Source organism: Kitasatospora cinereorecta (assembly GCF_024172095.1).
Classification (GTDB): domain Bacteria; phylum Actinomycetota; class Actinomycetes; order Streptomycetales; family Streptomycetaceae; genus Kitasatospora; species Kitasatospora cinereorecta.
Window position 1 is genome coordinate 605,840 of record NZ_JAMZDX010000004.1, and the last position, 13,852, is coordinate 619,691.

At 74.0% G+C, this 13,852-nt stretch carries 10 protein-coding genes; 4 read left to right on the forward strand and 6 right to left on the reverse strand.

Translation table 11 applies throughout. The annotated features are described in order from the left end of the window. Nucleotides 1–10 precede the first annotated feature (10 nt). The 3 genes from FHR36_RS22885 to FHR36_RS22895 form a co-directional block, all read right to left on the reverse strand. Nucleotides 11–1,723 carry a sensor histidine kinase gene (locus tag FHR36_RS22885; RefSeq protein WP_253800040.1) on the reverse strand — a complete coding sequence of 571 codons (1,713 nt, stop codon included), beginning with the start codon at nt 1,721–1,723 and terminating at the stop codon, nt 11–13. 103 nt (nt 1,724–1,826) lie between these two features. Continuing rightward, nucleotides 1,827–3,347 carry an IPT/TIG domain-containing protein gene (locus FHR36_RS22890; RefSeq protein WP_253800041.1) on the reverse strand — a complete coding sequence of 507 codons (1,521 nt, stop codon included), beginning with the start codon at nt 3,345–3,347 and terminating at the stop codon, nt 1,827–1,829. Nucleotides 3,348–3,522: 175 nt separating this feature from the next. Further along, on the reverse strand, nt 3,523–7,749 hold the full coding sequence (locus FHR36_RS22895; protein WP_407660858.1) for a bifunctional nitrate reductase/sulfite reductase flavoprotein subunit alpha: 4,227 nt from the start codon (nt 7,747–7,749) through the stop codon (nt 3,523–3,525). A gap of 350 nt (nt 7,750–8,099) precedes the next feature. Here FHR36_RS22895 and FHR36_RS22900 point away from each other — a divergent pair, with 350 nt between their 5' ends. Beyond that, entirely contained in the window at nt 8,100–8,579 is a 480-nt protein-coding gene (locus FHR36_RS22900) for an ATP-binding protein (protein ID WP_253800042.1), read from the forward strand. Nucleotides 8,580–8,969: 390 nt separating this feature from the next. Here the strand turns inward: FHR36_RS22900 and FHR36_RS22905 are convergent, their stop codons facing one another. Next, nucleotides 8,970–9,389: an ATP-binding protein gene (locus tag FHR36_RS22905; RefSeq protein WP_253800043.1), complete on the reverse strand. Its 420-nt coding sequence runs from the start codon at nt 9,387–9,389 to the stop codon at nt 8,970–8,972. Nucleotides 9,390–9,761: 372 nt separating this feature from the next. On the opposite strand from FHR36_RS22905, the gene FHR36_RS22910 reads away from it, so the two are divergent. From FHR36_RS22910 to FHR36_RS22920, 3 genes are all read left to right on the forward strand, one after another. After that, a complete protein-coding gene (locus FHR36_RS22910) occupies nt 9,762–10,610 on the forward strand; it encodes an SMP-30/gluconolactonase/LRE family protein (protein WP_253800044.1) in 849 nt (282 codons plus the stop codon). A gap of 85 nt (nt 10,611–10,695) precedes the next feature. Beyond that, complete coding sequence (locus FHR36_RS22915) at nt 10,696–11,061, forward strand: VOC family protein (RefSeq protein ID WP_253800045.1); 366 nt, start codon at nt 10,696–10,698, stop codon at nt 11,059–11,061. Between the two features lie 98 nt (nt 11,062–11,159). After that, nucleotides 11,160–13,223, forward strand: a complete 2,064-nt coding sequence (locus FHR36_RS22920) for a SpoIIE family protein phosphatase (protein WP_253800046.1) — start codon at nt 11,160–11,162, stop codon at nt 13,221–13,223. A 23-nt stretch (nt 13,224–13,246) separates the two neighbouring features. Here the strand turns inward: FHR36_RS22920 and FHR36_RS22925 are convergent, their stop codons facing one another. Together FHR36_RS22925 and FHR36_RS22930 are read right to left on the reverse strand one after the other, a co-directional pair. Further along, nucleotides 13,247–13,504 carry a DUF6296 family protein gene (locus FHR36_RS22925; protein ID WP_253800047.1) on the reverse strand — a complete coding sequence of 86 codons (258 nt, stop codon included), beginning with the start codon at nt 13,502–13,504 and terminating at the stop codon, nt 13,247–13,249. A 6-nt stretch (nt 13,505–13,510) separates the two neighbouring features. After that, on the reverse strand, nt 13,511–13,852 hold the full coding sequence (locus FHR36_RS22930) for a hypothetical protein (protein WP_253800048.1): 342 nt from the start codon (nt 13,850–13,852) through the stop codon (nt 13,511–13,513).

The window sequence follows — 13,852 nt, forward strand, 5'->3', positions numbered from 1 at the left end:
CCGGCCGGGCTCAGCCCGCGAGCGGCGCCGACCAGACCAGCCGGGACCCGCCGTCCGCGGGGCTGGTCAGCTCCAGCGCCCCGCCGAGGCCCTCCGCCCGCTCCGCCATGTTCCGCAGGCCGCTGCGCCGTCCCTGCTCGGGGATGCCGACGCCGTCGTCCTGCACCGCGAGCACCACGTGCGTACCGGTGGCCTTGAGCGAGACCTCGACGCGGCCGGCCCGGGCGTGCCGGGCGGCGTTGCTCAACGCCTCGGCCAGCACCGCCAGCACATGGTCCGCGACCTCCCCGGGCACGTCGGTGTCGAGCAGGCCCTCCATGCTGAGCCGGGGTGCGAAGCCCAGGGTGGCCTGCGCCTCCTCGACCGCCCGGACCGCCCGGGCGCGCAGGCCGTGGCCGATCGAGTCCTCGCGGGCCCGCAGGCCGAAGATGGTCGAACGGATGATCTTGATGGTCTCGTCCAGGTCGTTCACCGCACGCAGCACCCGGTCCGAGGCGCCGGGGTGCTCGATGAACCGGGCCGCGCTCTGCAGGGTCATTCCGGTGGCGAACAGCCGCTGGATCGCCAGGTCGTGCAGGTCCCGGGCGATCCGGTCGCGGTCCTCCAGCATCGCCAGCTGCTCGGCGTCCCGGCGCCGCTCGCCCAGTTCCAGCGCCAGCGCGGCCTGGTCGGCGAAGCCCAGCAGCGGACGGATCTCCCTCTCGGTGAAGGGCGGCTCGCCGGGCCGGCGGGCCAGCAGCAGCACGCCCGCGCTCTCGCTGCCGGCCCGGCCCAGCGGTACCGCCACGGCCGGACCGAGCCCCTCGAAGCGCCGCGGCCCGGCGGACAGCCGCGGGTCGTGGGCCAGGTCCGGGGTGGTCACCGGTTCCGCCTTCGCGACGGCCTCGCCCGAGAGCGTGCCGTTCGCCGGGACCACCAGGCCCAGCCGCGCCGGGGCGTCATCGCCGAGCGCCAGCTCCACCCGCAGCGAGTCCGTGCCCTCGACCGGCACCGAGACGTCCGCCAGCTCCGCCCCGGTGATCTCTCGCGCCCGCTGCGCGATCAGCGCGACCACCTCGGGCCGCGCGCTGCCGGACAGCAGCGTCCGGGTGATCTCCGCGCTCGCGCTGAGCCAGCGCTGCTGGCGCTGGGCCTCCTCGTACAGCCGGGCGTTGTCGATCGCCACACCGGCCGCCACCGCGAGCGTGGCGATCACCGACTCGTCGTCCGCGTCGAACTCCTCCCCGCCGCGCTTGTCGGTGAGGTAGAGGTTGCCGAACACCTCCTCCCGCACCCGCACCGGAACGCCCAGGAAGGTCCGCATCTCCGGGTGGTGCGCCGGACACCCGAACGACGCCGCGTGCTGCGACAGGTCGCGCAGCCGCAGCGCCTCCGGCCGGTGGATCAGCTCCCCGAGCAGGCCCTTTCCGGTCGGGTACGCGCCGATCCGGGCGATCTCCTGCTCCGACAACCCGACCGTCAGGAACTGCGACAGCGTCTCGCCGTCCGGGCCGATCACGCCGAGCGCCGCGTACCGGGCGTCGACCAGCACGGCGGCGGCCTCCACGATCCGCCGCAGCACCTGGGTCAGGTCCAGCTCCCGGCCGACCGACAGGACGGCCTCCAGCAGGCTGTGCACCCGGTCCCGGGTGCCGCGGGCAGCGTCGATCCGGGCCTGGAGCTCCTCCAGCAGCTCGTCCAGTCGCAGCTGCGGAATCCTCGACCGCACCTCGTCCCCGCCCACGCGAGCCTCCTCGTACCCGGACTGCCGACCGGTCGATTCTCGCAGACGCCCGATCGCGGGTGACGGGAGTGTCCGTATCCAGCGGTCCCGGACCGACCCGGTGTCAGCCGGTGTAGGTGAACTCGTCGGAGCCAGCCCCGGGGGTCAGGTAGCCGTTGGTCAGCACCCGGACGTTCACGGTCGAGGGCGCGGTCGGGCTCGGGTCCTTCAGCGGCGCCCGCACGGTGATCGCGGTCGCCGTGGCGGACAGCACGGTGGCGGGCTTGTTCCCGAAGTACACCTGGGGGTTGTCGGCGAAGCCCTGCCCGTTGACGGTGACCTTGGTCTCCACCGTTCCCGACTCCGGGGAGATGTCGAGGACCAGTGCCGGCTGCGGGCCGCCGTAGGCGAACTGGTTGAACGGCGAGGCCGGGGAGGTGCCCAGGATCGTGGTCACCTGGACGTCGACGACACCGACCCCCTCCGGCGCGTAGCAGGTGATCTGCGTGCCGTCGGCGTTGACGGTGAACTTGTCGCACGGGACGGTGCCGAAGTCGACCACGGTCTCCATCAGTTGGGGATCGGTGCCGAAGCCGCTGCCGTGGATGGTGAGCTCGGTGCCGGTCGGCCCGAACGCGGGGCTGAACGAGGTCACCACCGGTCCGGAGCTCACCACGGGCGCCCCGAGCTGCGTCAGGTACAGCGCGTTGCTGTGCTGGAAGCCCACCTGGGCCATGAAGTCCTGGACCGAGCCGCGGGTCGCGTACGGGTCGTACGAGCCGGGCTGCCCGTAGTCGGGGTTGAGCACGAACGGGATGCCCGGCTGGGCGTAGGTGTTGGGCCCGGGGAGCGAGCCGATGGTCGAGAGGAGCGCCTTCACGTCGAAGTCGGCCGCCGGGCCGGGCTCCGGGTACCAGCCCTTGGCTGCGGCGAGGTCGGCCCAGGCCCGCGGGATCAGGTCGTAGGCGTTGTAGCAGTGCTCGTTGGCGACCCATCGGAGCGAGTCGACGAAGTCGGCGAAGTCCTGGTTGCCGGCGGTGGGCGCGGCGAAGGTCGACAGCGCGAACTTCGGCGCGCCGGACGGCCACTGCACGGTCTGGAGGTACGGTGCGACCATGGTGACGAGGCAGCCGCCCAGGCTGTGGCCGGTGACGTACACCGTCGGGTTCGGGGGCGCCTTGCGCAGCGCGGTGTCGAGCGCCTGCACCAGGTTGGCGCCGTTCGAACTCACCGTGACGACCTGCGTGAACGCCGCCATGGCGCCCCGCGACACCGACACGGGCTTCGGCGAGCCGCCGGCGGTGAACGGCACGACGGTGCCCACCGAGAGGTCCTCGAGCATGTCGGTCGCGTTGCCGGCCACGGTGCCCCGGACGGCCACCGCGAACTCGTTCGCGCCCTGGATGTTCTGCGCCAGGTACACCAGGTTGGCGTTGTCCGGGCTCAGCCCGAGCCACAGCAGCTCCCAGTCGCCGCCCGTCGCGAGGGAGGTGTCCGCCAGGTGGGTGGTGATGCCGAGCGTGACGCGCGCCGCCTGCGCCGCGAGGCTCTCCCCCGAGGGGCGCGGGGTCGCCGCGGTGGCCGCGATCGCGGCCAGCGTCATGGTGACCTTCCGGGTTGCCGGGTCCAACGGCTGCACTGCCATGGCTGCTCCTCGGGGGTACTCGCCCAGTGAGTTCGCAGCCAATCTAGGAGGCGGCCGGGGTGGCTGACGCACCATCATCTCTTCGGTGCGGCAGGGTTCAGGCTTTCGGCCCAGTGCGCCGGGGCCCTGACGGGCGGCACGGGTGTCGGGGCCGGTCCGGGCGTCGACGAGCCGTTCAGTAGACGTCCCGGACGTAGCGCTTGTCGGCGGCCAGCTGCTTGACGTACGCCACCGCCTCGTCCTCGGTGAGGCCGCCGTGGAGGTGGGCGATCTCGCGCAGGGCGTGGTCGACGTCCCTGGCCATCCGGGAGGCGTCGCCGCAGACGTAGAAGTGGGCGCCGCGCTTGAGCCAGTCCCAGAGGCGGGGGCCGTGCTCGCGCATCCGGTCCTGGACGTACACCTTGTTGCGCTGGTCGCGGGAGAACGCCAGGTCGAGGCGGTCGAGGTGGCCGGAGGCCCGGAAGTCGGCGAGCTCCTCGCGGTAGTAGAAGTCGGTCGCCTCCCGCTGCTCGCCGAAGAACAGCCAGTTGGGGCCCGAGTGGCCGCGGGCGCGGCGGTCCTCGAGGAAGCCGACGAAGGGGGCGACGCCGGTGCCCGGTCCGACCATGATCATCGGGGTGGTCGGGTCGCTCGGCGGCCGGAAGTGCGGGGAGCGCTGGACGAAGACCGGCACCGGGCCGTCGTCCGCGTTGTCGGCGAGGTAGGTGGAGCAGACGCCGCTCCGCTCCTGCCCGGAGCCGCCCGCGTACCGCACCACCGACACCGTCAGCCGTACCTCGCCCGGGTGCGCGAGCGGGCTGGAGGATATCGAGTACAGCCGCGGCTGGAGGCGCTTCAGGACGCCCGCCCACTCCTCTGCGCGGGCCCGGACGGGCAGCGAGCCGACCACGTCGACGGCCTGCCGGCCCCAGCTCCACTTCGCCAGCTCACCCGTGTTGTCGGGGCGCAGCAGGCGCTTGATCTCGCGGTCGCCGGTGCGTTCGGCGACGAAGCGCAGCAGGTCCGGGGTGATCCTGGCGATCTCCAGGCGGCTGCGCAGCGCCTCGGCGAACGGGATCGCGGCGGCGTCGCCGAGAGTCACCGGTTCGTCGGGGTCGACGCCGGTGACGGCGAGCCATTCGGCGACCAGGTCCGGGCGGTTGACGGGCCAGACGCCGAGCGCGTCGCCGGCCTCGTAGACCAGGTCGCCGTGGTCGCCGCCGCGGGTGTCGAAGGCGAACTGCCGGACCTCCTTGGCGGAGCCGGGCAGGCTGAGCAGCCGGTTGCCGATCAGCAGGGTGCCGAAGGGTGCGGCCTTGGTGTAGCCGGACCGGCTCGGCGGGGCGGGCCGCGCCGCGGGGGCGGTGCTCGCCGTCGCGGGTGGGGGTACCTGGTCGGCGAGGGCGGCGACGACCTGGTCGAGCCACCGGTCGGCGCTCTGCCGGTAGTCGGGTTCGCAGTCGGTGCGGGGGACGAGCCGGACGGCGCCGAGTTCGCCGAGGCGCTGGTCGAGGCGGCGGCCGTGGCCGCAGAAGTCGTCGTAGCTGGAGTCACCGAGGGCGAGGACGGCGTACCGCACCGGCCCGGAGTCGGCGGCTTCTGCCCCCGCGAGGCCGTCGGCGGTGAGACGGTCCCAGAAGGCGGAGCCGTTGTCGGGCGCCTCGCCGTCGCCGAAGGTGCTGGTGATCAGGAGGACGGGTGTCCCGTTCGCCAGGACGTTCGCCAGCACCTCGGGACCTGCCTCGTCCATGCCGAGCAGCAGCGGCTGCCAGCCCTCGGCGGCCAGCCGCTCGGCGGCCGAGGCGGCGACCTCCTCGGCGTTGCCGGTCTGCGAGGCCCAGAGCACGGCCACCGTACGGGCCGCCCCGACGGCCGCGACCGCGGGCTCGGTCCCGGGCTCGCTCGCCGCCGCGGCCTGCGCGCCGCCGGCCACCGTCCGGGAGAACGTTCCGGCGAGCATGCCGTTGATCCAGCGGGCCCGGTCCGGGTCGACGGGGGCCAGCGGCGGGAGCACCGGCACGCCGACGACGTCGGCGGGCGCGGACCCGATTCCGGCGAGGAAGCCCGCCAGGTACGTCCGCTCGGCGGCGGTCAGCACCGGCGGCGCGACCTCGGCGACGCCGAGCAGGCCGGCCAGTGCCGCGACCGGCTCCGGCGCCCCGACGACAGCGACCGCGGGCAGCGCGGCGGGCACCACCGCGGCCGCGGGCGGCTCCGGCGCCGTCCGCTGCGGCGCGGCCACCGGCCGCAGCGCGACCGCGCAGGCCTTGAACTCGGGCTGGTACGAGACGGGGTCCACCGCGTCGCTGGTGACGGCGTTGATGCTGAGGTACTCGCCGAACAGGTCGTTCCAGTGGAAGGGCGCAAAGCAGTTCCCGGGGCGGACCCGGTCCGTCACCACCGCGGGCAGCACGGCGCGCCCGCGCCGGGAGGCGACCTCCAAGTGGTCGCCCTCGGTGAGGCCGAGGGCCCGGGCGTCCTGCGGGTGGACCTCGACGAAGGGCCCCGGGTTGAGCTTGGTGAGCTTGGCGACCCTGCCGGTCTTGGTGAGGGTGTGCCACTGGTGCTGCAGCCGACCGGTGTTGAGCACGAACGGGTAGTCGTCGTCGGGGAGTTCGGCGGCGGGCAGGTGCGGCCGGGCGAAGAAGGAGGCACGTCCGGTGGCGGTCGGGAAGGCAAGCCGCGGCCGGCTGCCGTCGGGGCGCTCCAGCAGGGTCTGGCTGACGCCGTCGTTGAGGTAGCGGATCGGGTTGCGGTCCGGGCCGTCGGCGTGCGCGGCGGGCCACTGCACGGGGGTCTCGCGCAGCCGCGGGTACGTCACACCGCGCAGGTCCCACCCGGTCCTGGGGTTCCACGCCTGCTTGAGCTCCTCGAAGACCTCCTCGGCGCTCGCGTAGGTGAAGGCGTCGGCGAAGCCCATCTCACAGGCGCCCCGGGCGATGAGCTGCCAGTCGGGCAGTGCCTCGCCGACCGGGTCGGTGGCGGGGCGGGCCAGGGTGAGGTTGCGCTCGGAGTTGACCAGGACGCCTTCGGCCTCGGCCCACATCGCGGCGGGCAGCACCACGTCGGCGTAGGCGTTGGTCTCGGTGTCGGCGAACACGTCCTGGGTGATGACGAGGTCGGCGGCCTCCAGGCCGGCGATGACGGTCCGCCGGTTGGCGACCGAGGCGACCGGGTTGGTGCAGATGATCCAGCACGCCTTGACCGCGCCCTCCGCCATCTGCTCGAACATCTCGACGGTGCCCCGGCCGACCTCGGTGCGCAGGGTGCCGGCGGGCAGGTTCCACAGCTGTTCGGTGAAGGCCCGGTCCTCCGGGTCGAGGACCGAGCGCTGTCCGGGCAGTCCGGGTCCCATGTAGCCCATCTCCCGGCCGCCCATGGCGTTCGGCTGGCCGGTGAGCGAGAACGGGCCGCTGCCGGGGCGGCAGATGGCGCCGGTGGCGAGGTGCAGGTTGACCAGGGCGTTGGTGTTCCAGGTGCCGTGCGTGGACTGGTTGAGGCCCATCGTCCAGCAGCTCATCCACTCCCCCGCCTCGCCGATCAGCCGAGCGGCGGCGCGGATGTCCTCCTCCGGGATCCCGGTGATCGCGGCGACCTTCGCGGGCGGGTAGTCCCGCAGGAAGCCGGGCATCTCCTCCCAGCCGTCGGTGAACTCCTCGATGAAGGCCGGGTCGGTGTGCCCGTTCTCCACCAGCAGGTGCAGCAGGCCGTTCATCAGCGCCAGGTCCGTACCGGGTCTGATCTGCAGGAACAGGTCGGCCTTGTCGGCGGTGGCGGTGCGCCGCGGGTCGACCACGACCAGCTTGGCGCCCGCCTTGACCCGGTCCATCATCCGCAGGAACAGGATCGGGTGGCAGTCGGCCATGTTGGAGCCGATCACCAGGAAGACGTCGGCGCGGTCGAAGTCCCGGTACGAGCCGGGCGGCCCGTCCGCACCCAGCGAGAGCTTGTAGCCGCTGCCCGCACTCGCCATGCACAGGCGGGAGTTGGACTCGATCCGGCTGGTGCGGACGTACCCCTTGGCCAGCTTGTTGGCCAGGTACTGGGCCTCCAGCGTCATCTGGCCGGAGACGTAGAACGCCAGCGCGTCCGGCCCGTGCTCGTCGAGGATCGCCCGCAGGCGGCGGGCGGTGGCGGTGATCGCCGCGTCGACGGCGGTCGGTACGGCCTCGGCTCCGCGCTCGGTCCGGACCAGCGCGGTCGCCAGGCGCCCCGGGGCGGCGAGCATGTCCGCGGTGGTGGCGCCCTTGGTGCACAGCCGTCCGGCGTTGGCGGGGTGGCTGCGGTCGCCGGAGGACTTGGCGACCGTACGGCGGCCGGTCGCCGGGTCGAGCGCGACGTCGAGCAGCAGGCCGCAGCCGACGCCGCAGTACGAACAGACGGTCTGCACCGTCTCGACGGGGTTCGGGCCCGGTGCCGTCACCACGGTTCCCTCTCGCTCGGCGATCCTCGTCGCCGGCGTCGGCCCGGTGGTGGGGCGGCGCCGTCCGACAGTGGGGTCTCCCACCGTCGTCACCGTAGGAACGCGGCATTAACGAGAGATCACGAAGCCCGGGCACCGAACGTAAACCCCGCCGCACAGTGCGCGTCCGGCGGCTGTGAGCGCCCCGCGGGCACACCGGTGCTCGGCGACATCTCGCTCGTATCCGGAACGGACCGCCGGATAGGTATACCTAGTCCTGCCGACCCGGATTGCCCGGTGTGATCGGATCACGGCACGGTCGAGTCAGACACCCGCGCATGCACGCCGCGCGGGGCGCCCCAGGAGCAGACATGGCCATTGCCTCGATTCCCTTCGGACCGTCCGCGCCGGACCGGGCCGTCGATCCGGCGCGGCCGCTTCCGCGCCGGGAGTTCGCCGTCAGAGAGGCGGACGCGGCGCCGGGCACCGTCCCCACGATGCGGCGCTTCGCCGCCGAGGCGGCCCGGCGTTGGAACGTCCCCGCCGAGGCCGTCGACCGGCTGGCCCTCGTCGTCAGCGAACTGGTCACCAACGTGGTGCAGCACAGTCACAGCGTCGACGTCCTGGTCGCGATCGAGTTCGACGGGTCGGTCCTGACCGTCGAGGTCAAGGACTCCGGGATGTGGCGCAGCCGCTGGTCGGCGCGCCACATCCCGGAGGACGCCGCCACCGGCGGGCTGGGCCTGGAACTGGTGCGGCACGTCAGCACCTGGTGGCTGGCCTTCCCTTCGCCGTCCGGCACCCGGGTGGTGGCCTCCCTGACGGTTGCACCCGGGGCGCACGGCCCCTGAGCCGTGGGGGCCGTGCCCGGGTGGCCCGGGTTCGACGTGCACAGGCCTGCGACGGGATCAGATCCCGGCGGTGGGCGGGTTGGCGTCCGCGCGGGCGCAGGTGAGCGCGGACACCGGCATCGGCTCGTCCTGCAACTGCAGGACGAGGGCAGCCGGGGCGACTGGGACGCCCGCCCCGGCGGGCGTCGGAGCGGGAGCTCTTCGGAGCCGCGCTGGATCCGGCGGGTGGGGACCCCGGAGGCCCGCAGCGGGCATCGAACAGAACCGGTCGGCCGGTGAGCCGTCGGCCCAGGGGCACGGGGCGGGTTCGGCGGCGGGGACGGGGACGGTGGCGAGCGCCATGTCGACTCCTGGGGCTGCGATCGAGGGTGGCGGTGGCCCGATGCGGTGTCAGCCGACTGCGCCGTCCACCGGCACGCGGGCGACGATCCGGGTCCCGGCCGGTGACAGGAACGCCAGCCACCAGCTGGAGATGCGCTTGACCAGGTCCAACCCGCGTCCGCAGCTCGCGCCGGCGTCCTCGGCGACCCGGCGCGGGGCGGTGCGGCTCACCCACCGGCCGAAGTCCGAGACCTCGACGGTGACCGTGGGACCGTCGACGACGAGCAGCACCGTCACGTCCGGGCTGCCGCTGTGCAGGTGGACGTTGGTCACCAGCTCGGTGACGACCAGAGCCAGGGTGTCGATCGCGTCCACCGGGATCCCCCAGCGCCCGGCCGTGCTCACCACGAACCGCCGCATCGCCGGCGCGGACCGCGCCGAGGCCGGCATCACGCATCCGGCGATCCGTTCGGCGGGCTGGCCGGTCACCGGAATCGGGCGGTCGAGGACGGCCGTCGAACGGGTGGGGTATCGGCTGGTATGTGCGGCAGGGGCTTCCATCGGTGACTCGCAAGAGGCTCGAAGGGGTTGTGTTGCCATTTCAGGAAAGGCCATGCGCACCCCGCGCCACCAGCGTATTGACCACCCATTGTGAACAACACGGCCCGCCGATCGATGGGTACTCCCGGACGGAGCACTAGGTAGTAGCCGCTGACCTGCAACGATTACTGCCAGACCCGGCGACGGCGAATGCGCAGCCGGTTACATTGCGTAACACTCGCCTAAGGAACGGCGTGCAACGCGCCGGGCCGGCCGCCATCATGGGAGAGCCGCCCGCCCGTCCGCCCCAGGAGCGCCGCCGTGACCGAAGTCCGCGTCCTGCTGGACGGCCTCGTCCTGGGTGAGTCCCCCCGCTGGCACGACGGCCGCCTCTGGCTGTGCGACTGGGGCGCCCACGAGCTGCTCATCGTCGACGCGGACGGCCAGCGGGAGACCGTCGGGCGCCTCGACGCCTTCCCGTTCTGCATCGACCCGCTGCCCGACGGCCGCCTGCTGGTCGTGGCGGGCAGCGACCGCCGCCTGCTGCGCCGGGAGCCGGACGGCACCCTCACCCCGTACGCCGACCTGCGTCCGCTGTGCGACCGCCCCTGGAACGAGGTGGTCGCCGACGGGCGCGGCAACGCGTACGTCAACTGCATCGGCTTCGATCTGATGATCGGCGAGCCGCCCGGGCCGGGACTCCTCGCCCTGGTCACCCCGGACGGCGCGGCCCGGACCGTCGCCGGGGACCTCGCCTTCCCCAACGGCATGGCGATCACGCCCGACGGGGCCACCCTGCTGGTGGCCGAGTCGTACGCGTCCCGGATCACCGCCTTCGACCTCGCCCCGGACGGCGGACTGCTCGGCCGCCGCACCTGGGCCGGGATCGAGGGCTCCGCCCCGGACGGCATCGCCCTCGACGCCGAGGGCGCGCTCTGGTACGCCGACGTGCCGGGCCGGCGGTGCGTCCGGGTCCGCGAGGGCGGCGAGGTGCTGCAGACCGTCGAGGTCGACCGCGGCTGCTTCTCCTGCGCGCTCGGCACCCCCGACGGGACACCCACCCTCTTCGTCACCGCCGCCGCGTGGACCGGCACCGCGAACGCCACCGCCACCCGCACCGGCCGGCTCCTCACCGCCCCGGCCCCCGCCCCGCCGGCCGCCCGCCCGTAGCCCACGCCCGCAGCCCGCGCCCGGCCGACAGCCGGACACGGGAATTCCGTTGCCGGAAGGGACCGTACGGACGACAATCCCGCGCATGACCTCCTTGATCCGCCATGTGACGATCGACAGCCTCGACCCCTACGCCCTCGCGACCTTCTGGTCCGCGGTGCTGGACCGGCCCCTGCACGAGGACGACCACCCCGGCGACGAGATGGCGCTGATCGAGGACGCGGGGCTGCTGTTCGTCACCGTCCCCGAGGCGAAGGCCGGCAAGAACCGCGTCCACCTCGACCTCCAGCCACAGGACCGCACCCGCGACCAGGAGGTGGAGCGGGTGCTCGGGCTCGGCGCCACCCTGGTGGACGACCAGCGCAAGCCGGACGGCACCGGCTGGGTCGTCCTCGCCGACCCGGAGGGCAACGAGTTCTGCGTGGAGCGCAGCGCGGCCGAGCGGGCGTAGCCCCGCACCCGGTGCGCTCGTCCACCACGGGTGGGCGGGGGCCGACTGGCAGAAGATGGTAGGAGCGAGGTGCCCGGGTCGGCGAGGAGGTGGCGCGCATGCCGGACCGATTGGGGCCCTCGGACGCCACCATGGCGCCGGGCGGGCTGCTGGACGTGCTCGGGGTGGCGGCCGTCGTGCTGGACGACCGGGGGCGGATCGTGCTGTGGAGCCCGCCTGCGGAGGAGCTGTTCGGCTACTCGTACGAGGAGGCGGTGGGCCGCCACGCCGCGGAGCTGCTCACCGAGCCGAGCGGGCGCGACGAGGTACTGGCGGCGTTCGCGCAGGTCATGGCCGGCCAGGGGACCTGGGCCGGGGCGTTCCCGGTCCGGCACAAGAGCGGGCGCACGGTGCTGGTGGAGTTCCGCAACATGCGGCTGCAGGCGTCCAGCACCTGGTACGCGCTGGGCATCGCCTCCGAACGGGAGACGCTCGACCGGGTCGAGCGGGACCTGGCGCTGTCGGCGCGGCTGGTCGACCAGGCGCTGATCGGGCTGGCGGTGCTCGACCCGGAGCTGCGCTACGTCCTGGTCAACCCGGCGCTGGAGCGGATCAACGGCCTGCCGGCGGCGGAGCACCTCGGCCGCACCCCCGCCGAGGTCCTCCCGCACCTGGACGTGGCCGCCATCGAGGAGCGGACGCGGCAGGTGCTGGCGTCCGGGAAGCCGGTGCTGGAGGAGTTCGCCACCGGGCACGTGCCGCACGACGACGGCCGCGAGCACGCCTGGACGTCCTCCTTCTACCGGCTGGAGGACCAGGCGCACCGGGTGATCGGCCTGGCGATCTCGGTCATCGACGTCACCGAGCAGCACGAGCAGGCGAGGGCCGCCGCCCAGGCCCGCCGCCGCCTCTCGCTGATCGCGGACGCCTCGATCAGGGTGGGCACCACCCTCGACCTGCCGACCACGGCCCGGGAGCTGGCCGATGTGACGGTCCCCGAGGTCGCCGACATCGCCGCCGTGGACCTGCTCGACGCCGAGCTGCCCGGTTCGCTGGGCCGGAACACCGGCGAGGGCCCGTCCCGGTTCCGGGCGATGGCGCTGAAGGCCGCGCACTCCACCCTCGCCACCGTGGCCGCCGACCCGGTCGGCCAGGTCTCCCACTACCCGCGGCGCCGGCTGGTCGCCCAGGCCGCCGCCAGTGCCCGCCCGGTCCTGGTGCCGCGGATCCGGCCCGCCGACCTGGCCAGGATCGCCCGTTCCGAGGAGGCGGCGCAGCTGCTGCTGGAGGCCGGCGTCCACTCCTACCTCGCCGTACCGCTGATCGCCCGCGGCCACGTCCTCGGCACCCTGGACCTGAAGCGCACCCGCAACCCCGCCCCGTTCGACCGCGACGACGTGCTGCTCGCCACCGAGCTCGCCGCCCGCGCCGCGATCGCCATCGACAACGCCCGCTGGTACCAGCACCAGCGCCAGGCCGCCCTCGCGCTGCAGCGGCACCTGTTGCCGCCGCAGCACTCCCTGCAGGCGCCGGGCCTGGCCATCGCCCACCGCTACCAGCCGGCCAGCACCACCGTCGAGACCGGCGGCGACTGGTTCGACGTCATCCCGCTCGCCCACGACCGCACCGCCCTGGTGGTCGGCGACGTCATGGGTTCCGGGATCACCGCGGCCGCCACCATGGGGCAGTTGCGCACCACCACCCGGGCGCTGGCCCGGCTCGGTCCCGACCCGGCCGAGCTGCTCGGGCACCTCGACGAGACCGCGCACGACCTCGGCGACACGATGGCCACCTGCCTGATCGCCCTGTACGACCCGGCCACCCGCCGGTGCCGTCTGGCCACCGCCGGGCACCCGCCGCCGGTCCTCGCCCGGCCCGGCCAGCACCCGCACACGGTGCCGCTCGACCCGGGTCCGCCGCTGGGCGTGGGCGGGATCGCGTTCCGCACCCACGACCTGACGCTGCGGCCCGGGGACGACCTGATCCTGTTCACCGACGGGCTGATCGAGGTCCGCGACCAGGACATCGACCAGCGCCTGCAGACGCTCACCGACCTGGTCGCCGGTGCCCGGCGGCCGCTGGAGGACACCTGCGACCTGCTGCTCACCGCGCTGCTCCGGCCGGACACCCAGGACGACGTGGCCCTGCTGATCGCGCGGGTCCTGCCGACCGCCACCGTCTGAGCCGCTGCGGGGTGCCGGGCGCCCTACACCGTCGGCGCGAAGTCGTCGGCGGCGAAGGCGTGGATCGCGGCGGGGAGCAGCCCGCGGCGGGCCAGCAGGCGGCAGCGGCCGTCGGGGGCGATCTCCACGGTCAGCCGGCCCTCGGGGTCGCGGAAGACCGGGTACCCGGCCGGGCCCGCCGTCCCGGTGGGTGCCACCGGGACGCGCAGCGGTGCGGCGCCGTCGCCGAGCCGTACCCACAGCAGATATCCGGAGCCGGTGACCGGCACGGTGGTGGCCATCGCCGCTCACACCCCGATCGGGCTGAAGCCGAGCAGCCACTCGAGTGCGCCCGCCGCGCCGCGGGCGAAGGCCCGGTCGGCGGCGGAGTGCCGGGGGTCGCGGGCGCGGTCGATGGCGGCGCGCTCCTCGACCGCCAGGTCGAGTTCGGCGACCGGTCCGCGGACGACCCGCCCGGTCACCGGCGCGGGCCCGGCGGGGTCCAGTGCCCACGCGTACGCGGCGAGCGCCCCGCGGGTGTCACCGGTCGCGCGGTGCTCGCACTGCCGTGCCAGCTCGGCGGCCCCGGCCTCGACCGTCTCGCGCGGCCGGACGGCGATGAATGCTTCCTTGTGCCGGATCCTGGGCAC

Coding starts and splice junctions, on each gene's coding strand:
- FHR36_RS22890 (WP_253800041.1), bottom strand. CDS start 3,347: ATGGCAGTGCAGCCGTTGGACCCGGCAACCCGGAAGGTCACCATGACG.
- FHR36_RS22900 (WP_253800042.1), top strand. CDS start 8,100: ATGGCCATTGCCTCGATTCCCTTCGGACCGTCCGCGCCGGACCGGGCC.
- FHR36_RS22915 (WP_253800045.1), top strand. CDS start 10,696: ATGACCTCCTTGATCCGCCATGTGACGATCGACAGCCTCGACCCCTAC.
- FHR36_RS22920 (WP_253800046.1), top strand. CDS start 11,160: ATGCCGGACCGATTGGGGCCCTCGGACGCCACCATGGCGCCGGGCGGG.
- FHR36_RS22925 (WP_253800047.1), bottom strand. CDS start 13,504: ATGGCCACCACCGTGCCGGTCACCGGCTCCGGATATCTGCTGTGGGTA.